18 protein-coding genes and 1 tRNA gene are annotated in these 19,445 nt (G+C 37.1%); 6 read left to right on the top strand and 13 right to left on the bottom strand.

The window, feature by feature from the left end; all coding sequences use genetic code 11:
- The first annotated feature begins 8 nt into the window (after window positions 1–8).
- Window positions 9–614 (top strand): HdeD family acid-resistance protein, encoded by a 606-nt coding sequence (locus tag H8R91_RS02225; RefSeq protein WP_186934694.1) that lies wholly within the window; start codon window positions 9–11, stop codon window positions 612–614.
- Window positions 615–671: 57 nt separating this feature from the next.
- Here the strand turns inward: H8R91_RS02225 and H8R91_RS02220 are convergent, their stop codons facing one another.
- The gene (locus tag H8R91_RS02220) at window positions 672–2,012 is read right to left on the bottom strand and encodes a CCA tRNA nucleotidyltransferase (protein WP_186934693.1); all 1,341 of its coding nucleotides are present in this window, start codon (window positions 2,010–2,012) and stop codon (window positions 672–674) included.
- A gap of 16 nt (window positions 2,013–2,028) precedes the next feature.
- Window positions 2,029–4,359, bottom strand: a complete 2,331-nt coding sequence (locus tag H8R91_RS02215; RefSeq protein ID WP_186934692.1) for an HAD-IC family P-type ATPase — start codon at window positions 4,357–4,359, stop codon at window positions 2,029–2,031.
- 174 nt (window positions 4,360–4,533) lie between these two features.
- Here H8R91_RS02215 and spoIVB point away from each other — a divergent pair, with 174 nt between their 5' ends.
- Together spoIVB and spo0A are read left to right on the top strand one after the other, a co-directional pair.
- On the top strand, window positions 4,534–5,553 hold the full coding sequence (spoIVB, locus tag H8R91_RS02210) for a SpoIVB peptidase (RefSeq protein ID WP_186934691.1): 1,020 nt from the start codon (window positions 4,534–4,536) through the stop codon (window positions 5,551–5,553).
- 149 nt (window positions 5,554–5,702) lie between these two features.
- A complete protein-coding gene (gene spo0A / locus H8R91_RS02205; protein ID WP_186934690.1) occupies window positions 5,703–6,473 on the top strand; it encodes a sporulation transcription factor Spo0A in 771 nt (256 codons plus the stop codon).
- Window positions 6,474–6,631: 158 nt separating this feature from the next.
- Here the strand turns inward: spo0A and H8R91_RS02200 are convergent, their stop codons facing one another.
- Window positions 6,632–7,330: an ATP-binding protein gene (locus tag H8R91_RS02200; protein ID WP_186934689.1), complete on the bottom strand. Its 699-nt coding sequence runs from the start codon at window positions 7,328–7,330 to the stop codon at window positions 6,632–6,634.
- An 88-nt stretch (window positions 7,331–7,418) separates the two neighbouring features.
- Between H8R91_RS02200 and H8R91_RS02195 the strand changes: the two genes are divergently transcribed.
- Window positions 7,419–8,078: a Crp/Fnr family transcriptional regulator gene (locus tag H8R91_RS02195; RefSeq protein WP_186934688.1), complete on the top strand. Its 660-nt coding sequence runs from the start codon at window positions 7,419–7,421 to the stop codon at window positions 8,076–8,078.
- A gap of 166 nt (window positions 8,079–8,244) precedes the next feature.
- Here H8R91_RS02195 and H8R91_RS02190 read toward each other — a convergent pair whose 3' ends face one another.
- Window positions 8,245–9,195: an L-lactate dehydrogenase gene (locus H8R91_RS02190; protein WP_186934687.1), complete on the bottom strand. Its 951-nt coding sequence runs from the start codon at window positions 9,193–9,195 to the stop codon at window positions 8,245–8,247.
- Between the two features lie 210 nt (window positions 9,196–9,405).
- On the opposite strand from H8R91_RS02190, the gene H8R91_RS02185 reads away from it, so the two are divergent.
- The gene (locus tag H8R91_RS02185) at window positions 9,406–10,767 is read left to right on the top strand and encodes a sodium-dependent transporter (RefSeq protein ID WP_186934686.1); all 1,362 of its coding nucleotides are present in this window, start codon (window positions 9,406–9,408) and stop codon (window positions 10,765–10,767) included.
- 174 nt (window positions 10,768–10,941) lie between these two features.
- Here the strand turns inward: H8R91_RS02185 and H8R91_RS02180 are convergent, their stop codons facing one another.
- The 3 genes from H8R91_RS02180 to H8R91_RS02170 form a co-directional block, all read right to left on the bottom strand.
- On the bottom strand, window positions 10,942–13,146 hold the full coding sequence (locus H8R91_RS02180; protein WP_186934685.1) for a polyribonucleotide nucleotidyltransferase: 2,205 nt from the start codon (window positions 13,144–13,146) through the stop codon (window positions 10,942–10,944).
- A gap of 197 nt (window positions 13,147–13,343) precedes the next feature.
- Window positions 13,344–13,607, bottom strand: coding sequence for a 30S ribosomal protein S15 (rpsO, locus tag H8R91_RS02175; RefSeq protein ID WP_022233876.1), 264 nt, complete (start codon window positions 13,605–13,607; stop codon window positions 13,344–13,346).
- Between the two features lie 219 nt (window positions 13,608–13,826).
- On the bottom strand, window positions 13,827–14,210 hold the full coding sequence (locus tag H8R91_RS02170; protein WP_022233877.1) for a helix-turn-helix domain-containing protein: 384 nt from the start codon (window positions 14,208–14,210) through the stop codon (window positions 13,827–13,829).
- A 188-nt stretch (window positions 14,211–14,398) separates the two neighbouring features.
- On the opposite strand from H8R91_RS02170, the gene H8R91_RS02165 reads away from it, so the two are divergent.
- Window positions 14,399–14,474 (top strand) — tRNA-Thr (locus H8R91_RS02165).
- A gap of 841 nt (window positions 14,475–15,315) precedes the next feature.
- Here H8R91_RS02165 and H8R91_RS02160 read toward each other — a convergent pair.
- The 6 genes from H8R91_RS02160 to H8R91_RS02140 form a co-directional block, all read right to left on the bottom strand.
- Window positions 15,316–15,555: a hypothetical protein gene (locus tag H8R91_RS02160; protein ID WP_186934684.1), complete on the bottom strand. Its 240-nt coding sequence runs from the start codon at window positions 15,553–15,555 to the stop codon at window positions 15,316–15,318.
- Window positions 15,552–15,998, bottom strand: a complete 447-nt coding sequence (locus H8R91_RS02155; RefSeq protein WP_186934683.1) for a hypothetical protein — start codon at window positions 15,996–15,998, stop codon at window positions 15,552–15,554. The genes H8R91_RS02160 and H8R91_RS02155 overlap by 4 nt, the downstream gene beginning before the upstream one ends.
- A gap of 188 nt (window positions 15,999–16,186) precedes the next feature.
- The gene (locus H8R91_RS12010; protein WP_366477120.1) at window positions 16,187–16,333 is read right to left on the bottom strand and encodes a VanZ family protein; all 147 of its coding nucleotides are present in this window, start codon (window positions 16,331–16,333) and stop codon (window positions 16,187–16,189) included.
- Between the two features lie 43 nt (window positions 16,334–16,376).
- Window positions 16,377–16,739, bottom strand: a complete 363-nt coding sequence (locus tag H8R91_RS02150; protein WP_243237675.1) for a hypothetical protein — start codon at window positions 16,737–16,739, stop codon at window positions 16,377–16,379.
- Between the two features lie 84 nt (window positions 16,740–16,823).
- Window positions 16,824–18,338 carry a lipopolysaccharide biosynthesis protein gene (locus tag H8R91_RS02145; RefSeq protein ID WP_186934682.1) on the bottom strand — a complete coding sequence of 505 codons (1,515 nt, stop codon included), beginning with the start codon at window positions 18,336–18,338 and terminating at the stop codon, window positions 16,824–16,826.
- Window positions 18,339–18,416: 78 nt separating this feature from the next.
- On the bottom strand, window positions 18,417–19,436 hold the full coding sequence (locus tag H8R91_RS02140) for a Stealth CR1 domain-containing protein (RefSeq protein WP_186934681.1): 1,020 nt from the start codon (window positions 19,434–19,436) through the stop codon (window positions 18,417–18,419).
- Window positions 19,437–19,445 lie beyond the last annotated feature (9 nt).

Below are 19,445 nucleotides of genomic sequence, written 5' to 3'. Positions count from 1 at the left end.
ATTGATTAATGAGCAAAAGCAAAAATAAAAAACACGGCAAGGCAATTTCTACCGCCATTATCTCGGCTCTTGCCTATATCGTACTCGGCTTTGTTATGATTTTTTATCCCGACAAGGTAAGCATTGCGCTTTGCTATACGCTCGGCGGTGCGCTAACGGTTTACGGACTGTTTAATCTCATAACATATTTCACTTCAAAACAAGCGTCTTTCGGCTTTGAAATGATTGTAGGCATTGCGGCTACCGCATTCGGAGTTTTCTTCTTGATTTCTCCGCAGTCGATTTTAGGAATGATATTCGCAATAATCGGTATTTTGATTATCGTTGACAGTACCATTGATATTAAAAGGTCGTTTCAGTTAAAGTCGTTCGGCGTAAAATATTGGTGGATAAGTTTTGTGGTTTCCGCACTTATTATAATTTTTGCGATTACAACAATTATCTTCCCCGGTTTCTTTGCGGATATAATTATGATTATTTTAGGCATCGCTCTTGTATATGAGGGCATTTCAGGACTTACACTTATCGCTACAATTGGGCACTATGCAAAGAAAATTTCAAACGAATCTCAAATGATAAACATTACTCCCGATAACGAGTATGATGATGATTAAAAACAATTTAACCGCAGATAAGCCGACACTTATCTGCGGTTTTTGTTTGCGATATAATTAATCTATTCCGCTCAATTCTTTTGCTTTCTGCATAAGGATTGAGTTTTTATTTTCGATTTTTTCGTCAATCACCATACCGAGCAATTTATCAAGAATATTTCCGATTTGTTTGCCGTCGGTAATTCCTGTTTTTATCAAATCGTGACCGTTAATATCAAGCTGTTTCAGCGTAAAACAATCCTTTTCCTTTATAACTTCTTCAAATGCGGCACAGGCAAGATTATACTTGCTCATTTTTTCATCTCTAAGGTACATAGACTGTGCCGTTAAATCGGCATACTGCACCTTTAAAAGCCTGCGCATATCAGTTTCACCGATTTTGTTCATCACTCGTTTTATCTGCGGTTTACTGCCTGTAAACCTTACATCATGAAACGCAATCAGCGTTACGCAATCGTCTATAAAATCTCGTGGATACTTAAGGCGCTCAAGTATTTGCTCTGCCATTACTGCGCTGAATTTTGGATGGCCCTTAAAATGAGCCGTACCGTCAGGGTCACGCTTGCAAGCCATAGGTTTGCCCAAATCATGAAAAAGCATGGTAATTCGCAAAAGCGGAGTCGGGTCGATATTTGTCATTGCACAGGTGGTGTGCCTCCAAAGCGTTTTGTTATGATGTTTGGTATGTTGGTCGTACCCAAACATAATTGATATTTCGGGCAAAAATACCGCAAACACATCTTTAAACCTGCGCATTATGTACTCACAGTTTTCTCCGCATACAAGTTTGTTGAACTCGACGGTTATGCGTTCGGCGGCAATATTATTCAAAAGTTTTTTACATTCAAAAATTGCATTGGCGGTATGCTTTTCTATCGCCATATTATAGCACGAGGCAAAGCGCAGAGCACGCATAATACGCAATGCGTCCTCGGTAAAGCGCTCAACGGGATTACCTACACAGCGCACCGCCATAAGCTCAAGGTCGTATGCACCATCAAACGGATCTACAAGACCTGTACGGTCACTGTAAGCCATAGCGTTTACGGTAAAATCTCTGCGTGACAAATCCGTAACCAAATCATCAGTAAATTCTACCTTTTCGGGGTGACGATTATCGAAATACTCTCCGTCAATGCGAAAAGTTGTAATTTCATACACGAAAGAATTTATCACTACAGACACAGTACCGTGCTTTATTCCGGTGTCGAAAGTATGAAAATCAGAAAAAAGGTGAAGAATATCCTGCGGCAAAGCATCGGTACAAATATCCCAATCATTTGGCTCTTTTTGCAGTAAAGAATCACGCACACAGCCGCCCACCGCATATGCGGAAAAACCGTTTTTTTCAAATCTGTCAATTATCATTCTGACATCGGTCGGTAATTTAATTTTCACACTTTCAACCCCTTTCTTATTTATATTTGTTTTTATTTTTCTCAATCAGCTTTTCGGCATAATTATAAAGAAGATTGAATGATACAATTGTAAATGCCGACAGCAAACCGAACAAAATAAGTCCGTCAACCGAAAGCCATACAAGCGAGAAGAATCCGGCAAAGAATACACAACCGAGCACAATGCCGACCGCCGACACAGTAAGCATAGCAATTCTCAATGCATTAAACGGATATGAAAGTCTTAAGATGAGCATATAAGCACACAATGCCGTCATATATACACATATTGTAGAATACTCGTCAGGTGCAAGCGTTGTAAACTTCGTAATAACAGCCATACCTATGATATTGAGAACGGTACAGAATGCGGCAGGCACCGCTCTTGCAATTATATTGTAGGTAAAATTACCTTTAATTCGGTTTTTATTAGGCTGCAAAGCAAGCACAAAGGACGGCAAACCTACCGTAAGAGCACCGACAAGTGAAAAATGAATAGGCTCAAACGGATACGGCATATGAAAGAATATGAAGAATACCGAAAGTATGATTGTATAAATTGTTTTTACAATATACAAAGCCGAACTGCGTTCAAGGTTATTGATTGTTCGTCTGCCCTCTGCCACAACACCCGGCATTGATGCAAAATCATTATTAACGAGCACAAGCTGTGACACATTTCTTGCGGCGTCGCTTCCTGCCGCCATTGCGATTGAACAATCTGCCTCTTTTAATGCAAGCACATCGTTTACACCGTCGCCCGTCATAGCAACAGAATGACCTTTTTTCTTAAGCGCAATTACAAGCTGTTTTTTCTGTTGAGGAGTAACTCTGCCGAACACACTGCAATTTTCCGCCGCTTTTTCAAGTTCTTCCTGTGTTTTTACAGTAGTCATATCAATTGCGTTTTCCGCACCTGTTATGCCCGTATCTTTTGCGATATTCTGAACGGTTTTTACACTGTCGCCCGAAATAACCTTAAGTGCCACTCCCTGTTCTTTAAAATAATTTATGGTATTGTTTACATTTTCACGGAGTTTATCTTTAATAAGAACAACGGCAAGCGGAGTAATATCGTCGGGCAAACCGTTACCGAGCGACTTTTCGGAAGAGGCAAGAACAATAATTCTTACCGTATCGTTAATGCTTTCAATGGTATCAAATACCTCTTTATACTTATTCTTATCCTTAAATATAAATTCAGCAGCACCCATTACATAGGATTTACCGTTATCAAAATCGCCGCCCGACCACTTGGTTTCGGACGAGAACGGATAGAATTTTTTACAGCCGATATGCTTTTGTCCTTTTGCGTACTTTTCAATTGCAAGCAAAGTTGCGTTTTTGTCGTCGGAATATTTTGCGATTGAGGCAAGCGCCGTGCCGATTTCTTCCTTATTACACATAGTGATAACATCAGTAACATTCATCTCATCGGTAGTGAGAGTGCCCGTTTTGTCAAGGCAGAGTACATCAACCCTTGCGAGAGTTTCTATGCAATACATCTCCTGCACAAGCACCTTTTTCCGTGTCAATCGTATAATAGAAACAGCGAGCACGGAACTTGTAAGCAAAATCATACCCTTAGGAATCATACCGAGCAAAGCCGCAACCGTACTTACAACAGTAGCCTGCAAATCGCCGTCATTGATACCAAACTGTCTTATAAAGAAAGCGATGCCTACGGGAAAAAGAATAAAAGTACATATTTTTATAATAAAATTAAAGGAACGCAAAATTTCCGAATTAACTTTCTTTATGTACTTTGCCTCATCGTTAATTTTTGCCGCATAGCTTTCTGCGCCGACTTTGTTTGCCTTTGCGTAACATTTGCCAAGACTGATAAAACTGCCCGAAAGCAGTTCGTCACCGACTTTTTTTTCTATAAGATCCGATTCGCCTGTAAGCAGGCTTTCATTTACCTTGCATTCGCCCTCACACACAATACAGTCGGCGGGAATCTGCGAGCCTCTGGAAAGAACAACCACATCGTCCTGTACAATTTCATCTCTGCTTATTTCGCACTCTCTGCCGTCACGCACTACAGTAACTTTCTTTTCGGAAAGGATAGTCAGTTTATCTACACTTTTCTTTGAACGAATTTCCTGCACTATACCGATTGTTGTGTTGGCAATCATAATGCCGATAAAAAGCATATTCTTGTAAGAGCCGACAAACGCAAGCGCCGCAAGCAACACAACATTGATTGCGTTAAACAAAGTACAAATGTTATCTCTGAATATTCTGCCGATTGATTTTGTTTTTAAATTTGAGGTAATATTTATCTTACCTTCCGCTACCCTGCGACTTACCTCTTGCGAAGTAAGTCCTTTTAAATTAGTATCCATTCTAATTCCTTTCAATGTAAAATTTTTTAATTTATAAAAATAATAACATTTTTGAGTTATAAACTGCTTTAATTACTTTTTATCTTCCAAAAAAATTTTTAATAATAAAAAATCCTGTTTTCTTATATTATAAATGCAAAAACTAAGAATGGCAACGGAAAGTAGGTGATTTTTTTGATTTTTTTTAAATTTTTTAATAAATTTTTATCAGTTGCCCTTACAGCTATTATTTCACTTTCTGCCACTGCTATTCCCTGCAACAGCGGAGAACTGCCGGAATATGTCTATCTCGGCGGTGAACCGTTCGGACTTAAAATGTATTCGGACGGTGTTATGATAGTTGAACTCGAAAGTTATTTTGACGGCAGTAAATATGTTTGTCCCGCAAAAAAAGGCGGACTTAAAGAAAGCGATATTATAAAGGAAATTAACGGTACTAAAATTACAAGCAATGAAACACTGCGGGAAGCTGCGCTTAATTCAGACGGAAATACCCTTGAAGTAACCTTTGAGCGTGACAACAAAACGCTTACAAAAGAGATAGTTCCTATAAAAAACACGGCCGGCAATTATCTCATAGGCGCTTGGGTGCGTGACAGCAGTGCAGGCATAGGCACTGTAACCTATTATGACACTAACGAAAATTACTTTGCGGGTCTTGGTCACGGCATTTGCGACTGCGACACTTACACGCTTATGCCGCTTGCCTCGGGTGAAGCGGTTATAGCGGAAATAAGCAGTGTGACAAAAAGCACAAACGGCTCCCCCGGCAGTCTTAACGGATATTTCTCCGACAAAGTTATAGGAAAAATTACCGATAACTGCGACATCGGAATATACGGCACATTTGATACTTCGCTTACAGAAAATAAAGAAAAACTTGAAGTTGCAAAAGAATCCGAACTGAAAACGGGTAAAGCGACTGTTTATACCACTCTTGAGGGCAATACGCCGAAAGCATACAGCATTGAAATTACAAGCATAAGCAGAAACACAAACTCTGCCGAAAGTTTTACGCTTAAAGTAACCGATGAAGAATTACTTGATAAAGCGGGCGGTATTGTTCAGGGTATGAGCGGCAGTCCTATTGTTATGGACGGTAAACTTGTAGGCGCTGTTACCCATGTTTTTGTAAACTCCACTAACGAGGGTTACGGAATATATGTTGGTAATATGATGCAAAATTACAAATAATTTAGCTAAATCCGTTGATTTTTGGCAGTTAATTATTTTAACCAAAAAAATTTTATTATTTATTGAATTTTTTTGCTTGGAAAGTATTGCCAAAATTACCAATTTATGGTAATATAATCTCATAGAAAAATTACTGGGGGAAATAATCAATGGAAAAAGCAATCAAACTCATCATCACAGAAGAAGCAACCGAATTTTCGCAGGAAAGCAATGCAACAATGGAAAATTACAACATTACGCCTGCTTTCTGCTCAAAAGACGGAGAAGAACTGTTGAACCGAATTAAGGCAGAACAGCCGGATGTAGTCCTTATGGATTCATTTATGACCAGACTCGACGCAATAGGCGTAATGCGCAGTGTAAGACGAGATAAACTTAAAGCTCCGCTTTTCATAGTATTCTCATCATTCCACAACGCAATTCTCGAACAGCAGGTTATGAATTCGGGAGCGTCTTATTTTGTACTCAAGCCGTATGACATTTCAGAACTTTGTCAGAATATTGTAAATATGACAAAGCGCAGTAAAGAAAGTTTCATCGGAAATCCCGTAACTTTTGACGCATTCGGCATTGAGCTTAAAGTAACTGAAATTTTGCACGAAATCGGCGTTCCCGCTCATATCAAAGGCTATCACTATTTAAGGGATTCAATTATTATGTCGGTTGAACATCCCGAAATAATCAATGCGGTTACAAAACAATTATATCCGTCTGTAGCAAAGAAATACGAAACCACATCATCCAGAGTTGAAAGAGCAATTCGCCATGCAATTGAAGTTGCTTGGGACAGAGGAGATGTTGATGTGCTTAATTCCTACTTTGGCTACACTATCCACAACGACAGAGGCAAGCCAACCAACAGCGAATTTATTGCTATGATTTCTGATAAGTTAAGATTACAGATTAAAAACGCAAGCTGATAAATTTTACTCAAGGGCTGTCCGAATGGGCAGTCCTTGAAAATATTATACCGTTTTATTCCGTGAATATTCGTTTTTAAATTTAATCGAAATCCGCACTCCCCCGCCTACATAAAAAAGCCTCTACAAATGTAAAGGCTTTAGTTGAAATTTATTATTTAATCTAAAATTTTACCGTCAGTGGAAATTGTAACAACCTGCCACGGTATAAACTTTCCGCTGTTTTGTAACGCTCTTTTTACGGCGTACTCAAGACCTCCGCAGCACGGTACTTCCATACGAACTACGGACACGCTCCAAATATTGTTATTTGCAATTATACTTTCAAGTTTTTCGCTGTAATCAATATCGTCAAGTTTAGGGCAGCCTATGAGTGTAATTTTCCCACGCATAAAATCATTGTGCATCTGCGCATAAGCATATGCTGTGCAGTCGGCGGCAATAAGCAGCTTTGCGCCGTCAAAGTACGGAGCGTTTACAGGCACAAGTTTTATCTGACACGGCCACTGACCAAGCTGTGACGGCATTTTTACATCTTGAGCAAAAGCAGTATTTTTAGAGCTTTCTCTGTTAAATGTCTGCAGTCTGTGTCCGGGACAGCCGCCGAATGTTTCTGACTTTTTCTTCATATTGGCTTTTACCGCCTCTTCATCATATGCGAGAGCCTCGCGCTCAACAAAAGAAATCGCACCCGTAGGGCAGGTTGGCAGACAGTCACCGAGTCCGTCGCAATAATCATCACGCAAAAGTTTAGCCTTACCGTTTACCATTGTAATCGCACCCTCGTGACAGGCATTTGCACAAGCACCGCAACCGTTACACTTTTCTTCATCTATATTTATAATTCTTCTTATCATCTTAAATACCTCCGTATTGATTTTGCAAATAAATTATAATATAATCAGAAATGAAATTATGTTGTTATAGCAACGAAATGAGGCTTTTATGAAATTTTGTGATATACTTTTATTTAAAAATATGTCTGAACAGGAAATTACTCAAATGAACAAGAGTAAATTTATGAAAAAACGCATTTATGCAAAAAACACACATATTTATCATATGGGAGATGTTATAGACAGCGTAGGAATTGTGCTCTCGGGAAATGTCATTATAGAGAACATTGATATATGGGGCAATAAAAGTATAATCAGTTATGCAAACGAAGGAGAAATTTTTGCGGAAACCTATGCCCTTTCGCAAACTCCGATGATGGTCAATGTTGTATGCGCCGAATGTTGCGAAATTTTATTTATAAATTTAAAAAACGCTCTTAAACCGGAAAACAGTAATCAGCCGTGGTACCCGAAATTTATGAACAGTCTGCTTATGCTTTCGGCTCAAAAAAATCTTGCTCTTTCACGAAGAATTTTTTGCACTTCATCAAAAGCAGTGCGTACAAGAGTTCTTGCCTATCTGTCGGAAGAATCGGTAAAAGCCGATTCTACAGACTTTGAAATACCGTTTGACCGTCAGCAGATGGCAGATTACTTAAATCTCGACCGCAGTGCTCTTTCTAAAGAACTTAGCAAAATGAAATCAGACGGTATTTTAGACTACAGAAAAAATCATTTTGTTTTGCTTGATACAGAAACTGATTTGTAAGAGGTTATTTGGAATTTATAGTATTGGAAAATTTTTTAATTGCATAACGAAACACTACGCTATCCCTTAATTATCATACTATCATAAAAATTCATTACAACTTATCGCACAATTAAATATAAAAGCAAAAAGGTGACTGAATTTTCAGCCACCTTTTACTCTTCTTTTAAATTTCGCAATCATCAAGAATACTGCGCAAAGTATCGGCAGATTTCTTAAGATTGATTTCTTCGTCCTCGCTAAGAGAAATCGGAACTTTAGTTTCAATACCGTTTGCACCCACAATCGACGGCATACTAAGCACTACATCGTCAATACCAAACTCGCCGTGCATCAGTGAAGAAATAGGAAGTATGGATTTTTCGTCACGGATAATTGCCTCGCAAATTCTCTTTACCGCCATAGCAACACCGTAATATGTAGCACGCTTTTTCGCAATTATTTCATAGGCACTGTTTTTAACCTTTTCTGCGATATTTTCCTGCGATTTATCGTGATTATAGTGACCTCTCATCTCACAGAAATCATCAAGCGGAATACCCGAAACATTCGCACTGCTCCATACGGCAATTTCGCTGTCACCGTGCTCACCTATAATATATGCGTGCACACTCTGACTGTCAACCGACAAATGCTCACCGAGCTGACATTTAAGTCTTGCGGTATCAAGCACTGTACCCGAACCGATAACCCTGTTCTCCTCAAAACCCGAAAGTTTAAGAGCCGTATATGTAAGAATATCAACAGGGTTTGCAACCACAAGCAATATGCCGCGGCATTTTCTTTTTGCAATTTCAGGAATAATACTCTTAAAAATTCCGACATTCTTATGTACAAGGTCAAGTCTTGTTTCACCCGGCTTTTGTCCCGCACCGGCAGTAATTACAATAATTGAAGCGTCAACTATATCGTCATAGCTACCTGCATAGATTTTCATATTTCCGACAAAAGGAATACCGTGGCTTATATCCATAGCCTCGCCCTCTGCCTTATCTTTGTCTGCGTCAATCAACACGATTTCCGAAAACATTTTGCTCTGCATTAACGCAAAAGCCGATGCCGAACCTACAAATCCGCAACCTATTATTGCGATTTTTCTTAAATTAACTTTATCCATTACTTAACCCCCTAAAATAAAGTTTCTATTACGCTAAATCAGATAACTTAGTAATCACTACTTATTTTACTTTATTATATCACATATTTTGGAAAAATCAAGTAAAATAATAATAATTCTTATTTTATATACTTTATTTTTAAATTGCTTGACAATGTATATTAATATTTTATATAATTATAATGTATTTTGCCTTTTAGGAGATTATTTATGGAAAGAGAAAATTTTAAATCCAAACTCGGATTTATACTTGTCAGTGCAGGCTGTGCAATCGGTATCGGCAATGTATGGCGATTTCCTTATGTTACAGGTCAGAACGGCGGCGGAATATTTGTACTCCTTTACCTGCTGTTCCTCGTAATTATGGGCATACCCGTGCTGACTATGGAACTTGCAATTGGCAGAGCAAGTAAAAAAAGTGCCGTACTCGCATACAAAAAACTTGAAAAACCAAAAAGCAAGTGGCACATTCACGGTTGTTTCTGCATACTCGGCTGCTATCTGCTTATGATGTACTACACACCTGTATCGGGTTGGATGCTAAGCTACTTTTTCAAATTTGCAACGGGTACATTTGAAAGCGGAATGACGGCGGAACAGGTCGGCAATGTATTTTCAAATCTGATGTCTAATCCTGTTGAGATGATAATATGGATGGCTGTTATGGCTATTGCAGGATTTTTTGTGTGCAGCAAAGGCATACAAAACGGAATTGAAAAAGTCAGCAAGATTATGATGATTTTATTGCTTGCGCTGATTATTATTCTTGCGATAAACAGTCTTACTTTATCGGGTGCTGCCGAGGGCATAAAGTTTTACCTTGTGCCTGATTTAGAAAAAGTGCAGTCAATCGGAATCGGACATATAATTACATCAGCAATGAGTCAGGCATTCTTTACACTAAGCCTCGGCATTGCTTCTATGGAAATTTTAGGCAGTTATATGACAAGAGAAAAAACTTTGCCGAGCGAATCAATTAAAATTTGCATACTTGATACTTTTGTCGCTATTACCGCAGGACTTATCATCTTCCCTGCCTGTTTTTCATACGGAGTTGAGCCGAATCAAGGTCCTGCTCTTATATTTGTTACACTGCCGAATGTATTTGTAAATATGGCAGGCGGCAGAATTTGGGGCACGCTGTTCTTTATGTTTATGACCTTTGCGTGTTTCTCAACCGTAATTGCGGTGTTTGAAAATCTGATTTCGTTCTGTATTGATATGTTCAATATGAGCCGCACAAAATCAGTAATTATAAATGCGATAATTATGCTTATAGGCTGTCTGCCTTGCATTTTCGGATTTAATCTTTTAAGCGGATTCAATATTTTAGGCAAAGGCGTACTTGATATTGAGGACTTTGCGGTAAGCAATATTCTTCTTCCTGTAGGCGCATTCTTGTATTCGCTCTTCTGTTCAACAAAATTCGGTTGGGGATTTGACGGCTATTTGAATGAGTGTAATCAGGGCGAGGGTATCAAATTTCCAAGATTTTTTAAACCGTATATAAAATATGTATTACCTGTTCTTGTATTGATTGTATTTATTTCGGGATTCATTCCGCAGGGATAAATTTAAAGCTCATCGGTTTTAGATTATTTGCAAAACCAATGAGCTTTTCGTTTTATTTTTTTAATAAAAAAATATTAATAATTTATGGTTTAGCGTATTTGAAGCTAAATAATTAAAACAAACACTCCGCCTTGGCAATCCAAAGCGGAGTGTTTCACTGCTTTTCAGCAGAATTTATCTTCTGTTGTTTCTTCTCTCATTAAAAGGTCTGCGTGGGCGTGGCTTTCTCTCTGTATCTACATCGTTTTCAGGAGTAAGACCGTCAACATCTATGAGAACCTGACGGCGAGAAAGGTTAAGTCTGCCCTTTTCGTCAATTTCCATTACTTTTACACGAATCACATCGCCAACATTGACAACATCAGTTACCTTGTCAACACGCTTTACATCAAGCTGTGAAATGTGAACAAGACCCTCTTTGCCAGGTGCAATCTCTACAAATGCACCGAAATCCATAAGTCTTGTTACCTTACCGAGGTACATTGCGCCCGGCTCCGGATCAATAGCGATAGTCTTGATAATCTCAATAGCTCTGTTGCATTTGTCAGCATCAATACCCGATACGAATACCTTACCGTAATCGCCGTCTTCTTCAATGTCAACTTTAACTTCACATTCAGCCTGAATTTCCTTGATAACCTTACCGCTCTTACCGATAACCTCGCTGATTTTCTCGGCAGGAATTGTAGTTGTGTACATCTTAGGAGCATACGGAGAAAGTTCTTTTCTCGGCTCTGCAATAGCCTTGAGCATAACCTCATCGAGAATATAGTTACGAGCCTTATGTGTCTTTGCAAGAGCCTCTTTAATCATTTCAGGTGTAAGACCGCTGATTTTAAGGTCCATCTGAATAGCTGTAATACCGTCTTTTGTACCTGCTACCTTAAAGTCCATATCGCCAAAGAAGTCCTCAAGACCCTGAATGTCAACCATTGTCATCCAACGCTCGCCCTCTGTAATAAGACCGCAAGAAATACCTGCAACAGGGGCTTTAATCGGAACACCGGCATCCATAAGTGCAAGTGTAGAACCGCAGATTGAACCCTGTGAGGTTGAGCCGTTTGAAGAAAGAACCTCTGATACAAGTCTTAATGCATATGGGAACTCCTCAACAGGCGGAATTACAGGAACGAGAGCACGCTCTGCAAGTGCGCCGTGACCGATTTCTCTTCTGCCCGGACCTCTGCTTGGCTTTGTTTCGCCTACTGAATAGCTCGGGAAGTTATAGTGGTGAATGTAACGCTTCTCTGTTTCGCCGTCAATACCGTCAAGCAACTGCTTGTCAGATACAGGGCCGAGAGTAGCGATTGTAAGAACCTGTGTCTGTCCTCTTGTAAACAAACCCGAACCGTGAACTCTCGGAAGTACAGAAACTTCTGCTGCGAGCGGACGAATATCATCCATACCTCTGCCGTCAACACGCTTCTGCTCGTCAAGCAGCCAACGACGAACGATGAACTTCTGTGTCTTGTAAAGGCACTCGTCAATAAGCGCTTCACTGTCAGGATAAATCTCATCAAATTTTGCGTGAACAGCCTCGTAAATAGGCTTTAATCTCTCGTCACGAACTGTCTTGTCATCGGTGTCAAGAGCAACCTTTACATCTTCCTCTGCAAATGCCTTGATAGCCTCAAACATATCGTGGTCAGGCTCAAGACTTGCAAACTCAAACTTAGGCTTGCCGATTTCGGCCTTGATGCCCTCAATAAACTTAATAATCTTCTGGTTAGCCTCGTGACCTGCCATAATGGCATTGTACATCTCATCATCTGTAACGCAGTCTGCACCTGCCTCAATCATAGCAATTCTTGTGCTTGTTGACGCAACGGTAGTAGCCATCTTAGAAACAGCTCTCTGTGCCTCTGTCGGGTTGATGATGTACTCGCCGTCAATCATACCTACAGAACAGCCTGAAATAGGACCATTCCACGGAACATCAGAAATTGAAATAGCGATTGACGCACCTATCATAGCTGTAATTTCAGGTGAGCAGTCCAAGTCAACGCTCATTACGGTACAAACGATAGAAACGTCGTTTCTCATGCTCTTGTCAAAAAGCGGACGGATCGGACGGTCAATTACACGGCTTGTAAGGATAGCCTTTTCAGACGGTCTGCCCTCCCTCTTGAGATAGGCACCCGGAATCTTACCTACGGCATACATCTTCTCTTCATAGTCAACTGAAAGCGGGAAAAAGTCAACGCCCTCTCTCGGCTTTGGCGATGCGGTAACAGCAACATGAACTGTTGTATCACCGTAATGTACAAGACAAGCACCGTTGGCAAGCTGTGTCATTTTACCTGTTTCAACCTTTAAAGGTCTGCCGGCAAATTCTGTTTCAAACACTCTGTATTTGTCGAATGTCATTAATCTGTTCATTGTAAAAATCCTTTCTGAAATCATACGATTTCTGTAATAAACATCTTGCGGATTTTCACGCTGTTTTAGCAATAAAACCGATAAAAACAATAAAATTTTACAGATTTTTTACCCGTTTTACCGCTAAAATACAGCTGAGAAAATTTACGCAAAAACGGAATTTAGGGCAAGCTTGCGCTTGCCCTGATATTGCAAAATTACTTACGGATACCAAGTCTTGCAATGATAGAACGGTATCTCTCAATGTCTACCTTAATGAGGTAGTTGAGAAGGCTTCTTCTCTGACCAACCATCTTAAGAAGACCTCTTCTGCTGTGATGGTCTTTCTTATGAACCTTGAGGTGCTCTGTAAGGTCATTAATTCTCTTTGTAAGGAGAGCAATCTGTACCTCAGGAGAACCTGTGTCGCCTTCGTGAGTAGCGTACTCGGCCATGATAGCCTGCTTTTCTTCTTTTAACATTTGCGTTTCCACCTTTGTAAAAATTTTAGCCAACCGTCCCAGAGTAAGGCTGTGAAAATCCGAATTATCGGCTTAACCCTTGTTCCGAGGCAGCGGTCAACAAGTTGATTATAACACAAAGGATAATAAATGTAAAGGATTTTTACAAATTTTTATGTTCATTTTATGCGTGATTTTATTACATTTATTAATCCAAAATTAACCCCATGCTATCCGAAATCACTTATTAACAATTCCCAATTTTTCTTTCATCTTATTAAGTGTATCCGCTTTATTTTCGTCGGACATTGCTCTGTAAGCAATCAAAAGCTTTTTTTCGTCATTTGAAAGATTATACAGTTTCAAAGTATCGTCAGGATCCTGAACTATCGGTAAGAAAGAACTTCCGTTACCAAGCAAAGTGTTATAATCCGTGCCGAAAATAGAAACAATTTTTCTTAAAACTTCATGGCTCGGCTCGGACACACCTGTTTCATACTTTGTATAGGTTGTTCTGTTAATATTCAAAATATCGGCAACCTGCTGCTGTGTAAGTCTGCAAAGTTCACGATGTTGTTTTAGTCTTAATGCAAAAGAACTGTTTTTTCCTTCGTATTTAGCCAATTCTACACACCCTTTGTATATAAATGCTTGATATATATTTTAACTATTACAACAATTATAATACAAAGTTTATAATAATTCCACAAAAGTGAATATAAATCACTGTAAATTATTACCATATTGTTCCCAAAATAAGTCTTGAAATTTTCAAATATTCGTTGTATAATAATTGTTGTTAGTCACGATTTGCTGGTGTGGCGCAGTTGGTAGCGCAACTGATTCGTAATCAGTAGGTCGACGGTTCAAGTCCGTTCACCAGCTCCACAAATAAACCGCATTACCAAGCCGTTTTTAAGGCTTGTGTGCGGTTTTTCTTTTTGCCTGTTTCCCGTAAAACATTGCTTTTAACTGTATTATAATATGCAAATACAGTAAAAAACCCTCACCTACTTCTATTAACTAAGCAAGTCACTGATTTTATATGCTTATATTCTTTATGTTTTTAATACAAGGCTGATTTTAAATCAAATGCAAAATAACCGTTTACATCTAAGAATACTAAATTATGCCGTAAATTTAAGGTGTAGTAACACATACCCATAACAATTTTCGTTAAAACGGTTCTTTATCACAAGTTTTGGTAAATTATGGTTTAGAAAACTGTTTTATCAAGTAATTGTAAAAGTTTGGTCGACCTTTTCAAAGGTTGTGGTTGTGGGCAAAGCCCACAAATACTTTCCGTTTATGCAATCTGACGATAGGTGCTGTAAAAAACAGCATATCAAAAAGCCGAGATTCACGAAAAAGTGAGCCTCGGTGATTTTTTGCTTGCATTCTTGAAATTGTATAAAAATATGATATGAAAATATGAAGAATGTTAAAAATGTTTAAAATTTGGGCATAACTCGAAAAGGTGCAAAGCCAAGCACCTTTAATGTAGAAAACTTTTTAGTTTTATGTACCTTGTTGATATGGTTTTTCGTTGATAGTAAATTATATCACAAAAATGACTGCATTCCTACCTTTCGGTTAGAATGCAGTCGTTTTTTATTTTGGCTGTTTTTTTACAGCTCCTTTAAATGCCGTTTAAAATCGTTTAATTTGCGTTTTAATTGATTAGTGGTGTAACTTTACATTTTTAATTAAAATGCGATATAAGACAATTTTATGCATTTGATTTATTAGCATAAACATTATCGTACAATATATCATCATATACTTTTTGAGCTTGTCTTCCCAAGTCACTATAGTCATAACCATTTTCATCCCAACAATCAGGATTCATAGCAAGCCAATCCGAAAAAGCTACAAGGGCATCTCTTACTGAAGCTGAGTTTAATATTTCATCTGCTTTTGGAATGTGATTTTTAACAAATTTTTTATTTTTATCATTTATTATAATCATAATATAATATCCTCTCCGAATGATGTAGCTTGAACAAGCAATTTGTCTTTTACGCTATATACGAAAGAACAACTTTTACCAGTAATATTTATGCGTTCATCCAAATATTCCTCACCATTCTTTTTCATATTTTTAAAAAACGGTTCTGAAATTTTTCGGGGATTGGCAATACTATCTTTAAGTTGCTCTATGGTTGTACCTAATCGCATTCCTTCGTGACTTGTTGAGGTTTGACCTAACACTCTGTCAATAAAATGCGTAGAGAAGTCTGTTATTTCATAATTTATGTCATTACTAATTTTCAGACCAACAAGCTCATCTTTAATTTCTTTGGCTTTAATTTCATATAAATCAAAACCTATCAAAGGAGAAATATCACCTTTATTAACAACTTTAACATATCCCTGAAGAAGTGCATACCACTTACTATCATTATACTTCACATTATAATAATCTGCTAGAGTTTTAATGCTATTTATGTTATGCTCTTTACTCCAATCAAGATAATGTTTATTTGCAGAACTAACCGCCTTTTGTGCCGTACTCCTGCCAAAACCAATTTAGATGCTAACACTATCCTTGTTGTTACTAACTTGATTTTCCCCTCCATATTCCTATTCTATAGTCTATACTATATATTCCTGTTCCCTTTTAATCTCCGCCATTCATTCAATATTGTATTTCCTATCATATCACCTAACATACAGCCAATTCCATTATGAATCATATCATCCCATTCAAATAGTCCGCATTTTAATACTAATTGGCAACATTCAATTACTACCGATACAAAAAATCCATATAAAAAAGCTTTTTAATCTTCAATTTTTTCCAAAAACAAAAGGTAATAATGCGCCCATTGGTAATAGCAAGATAACATTTAATAAATTTTCTATCAACAATTCTCTCGCATCATTTCCAAATAGAATTTCTTTCCATGACCACAAAGGCATGAGCTTATAGCTACGTATTGATGATTCCCTTGTGAATACCGTCGAGCCCAACACAATCCCAAGATATATTGCAAGTAATAATATAGCTACTGCCTGTTGTTTAAGTATTTTGTGTTTATACACACTTATTGCAAGTATTCCTGATAGAAATATTAATATAATACCAAAGCATACAGTTTCTTCTTTTGTCCAAGCTTTATTATACGTTATGATAATCTGATAAATATCCAAATATTTCTCCTATTACAATTATTTATAATCCTATCTACATAAATTATTACCGGAGCTTAAACACCGTTTAATTTATATAATCTTTTACCGAACTTCTCTTTTTTTTACAAATTCATGACACATTTCTTTTACAAATCTAAAACTCTCTATATCGCAGATAGAATCTATGCCAAAGTATACCGCTCCGCATACTATTGACACCCACGCTGCATTTACAATCCATGAAAAATAATTTTCAATATCCGGTAAAATATTATTAATCAAAAATACAGAACTTATCATAACAAATAAGTTTTGTATCCATCTTCTATATGTCTTCCATGGTTTTCTTCCTAATATATTCCAGTTTGCATAAATAATAACATCATTTGTTCGATAAAATAGTGCTACAATGGTTCCTATTAAAACTCCATACACACCTATTTTAAATACCAAAACTAATGATACTGTAAGATTAATAGCACTCTCTATAATTGACCTTACCTGTGTCTGTTTAAAATGCCCAGCAAAATTAATGATCTGACTTGATGTTCTTCTCGCATACATCAACACATTCAAAGTTACAAATAGAAGCGGTAAATATTTATCTACATATTGGGCATCTGTGATTCCCTGAGAATATACCCTCATAAACGAAGGAAGCATAATCAATGTTACGGTAAAAAAGAAAAATGAAATGCCTAAATAGTAAGTTTCATATACTTCCTGAAGTTTTAAAAAATAATTTCTGTTCGAATTAAATGCTTGTCCAAGCACAAATTCAACACTGCTGCATAACATGTCGATAATGTTAGACACACAACTAACAATCAAACTATATAATGAATATACACTAACTGTTTTTAAGTCACAGAATAATGTAAGGACAATAATATCTGTATTATTGAAAATAAGTCCTGATACTTGATGTATAATTACATTTTTACTTTGACTCAACGAAGCATAATCCGGCTCAACAGATAAATCAAGCCATGCATAATGTTTCTTCACATATAACGATATATAAATCATTTGTAACAAGTTCACTACGAAATATGAAAATTGAACCATGACTACATCAAATCCAGTTAACATCAAACCAATTTGAATAAGTTTTGAAGCAACAGAAACTATGGTTGTTGCATTTGTTGTTATATAACTTTTTCCATCTACGCGCAATAAAATTGTAAATTTACCTTGAAAAAAATAGTTAATAACACCTGATGCTCCCTGAAAAAATATAACTGCCACAACTACAAACACAGGTATATCTGATTTTACAACTATAGGATATATTATTGCCAAAGCAATAACTGCTATACCATACAAAATGCCTGTTCGTTTATAATATCGATTTGTTGCAGACATTATTTCACAAGTACGTTTTTTGTCATTAGCAGCAATTGGCGCATACAGTGCCTGTAATGATGCAGTTCCTATCCCGGCCTCCAGAAGTGCAACATAAACAAAAACCTGTCTGATAGAAGACAGCAACCCATTTACTTCTGATCCATAACTTACAATCATCAATTTAGGAATAATAATTCCAAGCAATAGTGTAATAACTTGGGAAATGACTCCATACCCAAAAATTTTTAGAATTTTTTCCCCTTTACTCATTTTCTACTCCCACATATTGTCTGTCACATATGTATTCATGCTACTCATATACTAAACGTAACATGCTCTTAAATAACTTCATCTTTCATATTCTGATTTACTCATTAGTATTGTCTCAAATGCACCAATTACTTGATTTTTTAATTGTTCAAAATTCTTTATTGAAATACTATCATTAATACAAATCATTTTATATTTTTGTTTTGTTATGGACTCTACTAAATAATCTATATTAGACTCATCTAAAAAAAATTCTTCACTATAATCCATAATATTCGTTGGCGTAAATGTGCCTTTCATAATCTCCCAATATCGAAAAATATATTGTGTAATATCTCTAGGATTTCTAAAACGATGTTTACATGTTTCTACCATTGAATTCGAAATGTTTTCCCATACTTCCATCATTGTAGATTTTCTCAACGAACTCGGTACATGAGGTGTATATAAGCCAGAAACATTATGAAATCGGTAAAGCAAAAAATTATTCAATAAATATTTTTTATAAATAGGATTAAACCATTTGAATGGATTCTTTTTTATACTATCATGTAAATCAAATTGTTGATTCACTTCACCCATCATACGAAATAGCATATATTGAAAAGTATCTTCTTTTCCATCATTTGTTAACAGATACATTGTTGCCATTTCTCTAGGTAATCCGTTTACAAAAAAATCTTTTTTTTCCATTGGACTTATCACAAACATATCATCATTAAAATATACAAAATGTTCTTCTAGACTTGTTATTCGATGAAAGTTAAGTTCAATTGGATTGGCTTGAAAAACCGGTAAGTATTCTTTTGGTATATAATCCTTATGATTAATAACTTCCAATTTAGGATGATGCGTATTCAACCATTCCGGAATATGCCCACAAGTAACAAAATATATCTTATTAACCCATGGCGTAAATTTTTCCACACCACGAAACCAATAACGTAAATTATCCCAATCACGGAAACGGGATGCTTGGTTTCCATCCAAAAACGGAGTATTGCCCTCCTTTATCCAATACTTTTCTTTTTCCTTTTGCCATTCTAAATCGCCACCATTTACCCATGGTATAACAAAATCAATCTTATAATTTTCCATTTTCTCCAC

Origin of the sequence: Ruminococcus intestinalis (assembly GCF_014288065.1) — a bacterium.
Classification (GTDB): Bacteria; Bacillota; Clostridia; order Oscillospirales; family Acutalibacteraceae; genus Ruminococcoides; species Ruminococcoides intestinale_A.
The sequence above is the reverse complement of the archived record's forward strand: the minus strand, read 5'-3'. Positions and strand labels throughout refer to the sequence as shown.

Coding starts and splice junctions, on each gene's coding strand:
- H8R91_RS02225 (WP_186934694.1), top strand. CDS start 9: ATGAGCAAAAGCAAAAATAAAAAACACGGCAAGGCAATTTCTACCGCC.
- H8R91_RS02215 (WP_186934692.1), bottom strand. CDS start 4,359: ATGGATACTAATTTAAAAGGACTTACTTCGCAAGAGGTAAGTCGCAGG.
- spo0A (WP_186934690.1), top strand. CDS start 5,703: ATGGAAAAAGCAATCAAACTCATCATCACAGAAGAAGCAACCGAATTT.
- H8R91_RS02200 (WP_186934689.1), bottom strand. CDS start 7,330: ATGATAAGAAGAATTATAAATATAGATGAAGAAAAGTGTAACGGTTGC.
- H8R91_RS02195 (WP_186934688.1), top strand. CDS start 7,419: ATGAAATTTTGTGATATACTTTTATTTAAAAATATGTCTGAACAGGAA.
- H8R91_RS02190 (WP_186934687.1), bottom strand. CDS start 9,195: ATGGATAAAGTTAATTTAAGAAAAATCGCAATAATAGGTTGCGGATTT.
- H8R91_RS02185 (WP_186934686.1), top strand. CDS start 9,406: ATGGAAAGAGAAAATTTTAAATCCAAACTCGGATTTATACTTGTCAGT.
- H8R91_RS02180 (WP_186934685.1), bottom strand. CDS start 13,146: ATGAACAGATTAATGACATTCGACAAATACAGAGTGTTTGAAACAGAA.
- rpsO (WP_022233876.1), bottom strand. CDS start 13,607: ATGTTAAAAGAAGAAAAGCAGGCTATCATGGCCGAGTACGCTACTCAC.
- H8R91_RS02160 (WP_186934684.1), bottom strand. CDS start 15,555: ATGATTATAATAAATGATAAAAATAAAAAATTTGTTAAAAATCACATT.
- H8R91_RS02145 (WP_186934682.1), bottom strand. CDS start 18,338: ATGAGTAAAGGGGAAAAAATTCTAAAAATTTTTGGGTATGGAGTCATT.
- H8R91_RS02140 (WP_186934681.1), bottom strand. CDS start 19,436: ATGGAAAATTATAAGATTGATTTTGTTATACCATGGGTAAATGGTGGC.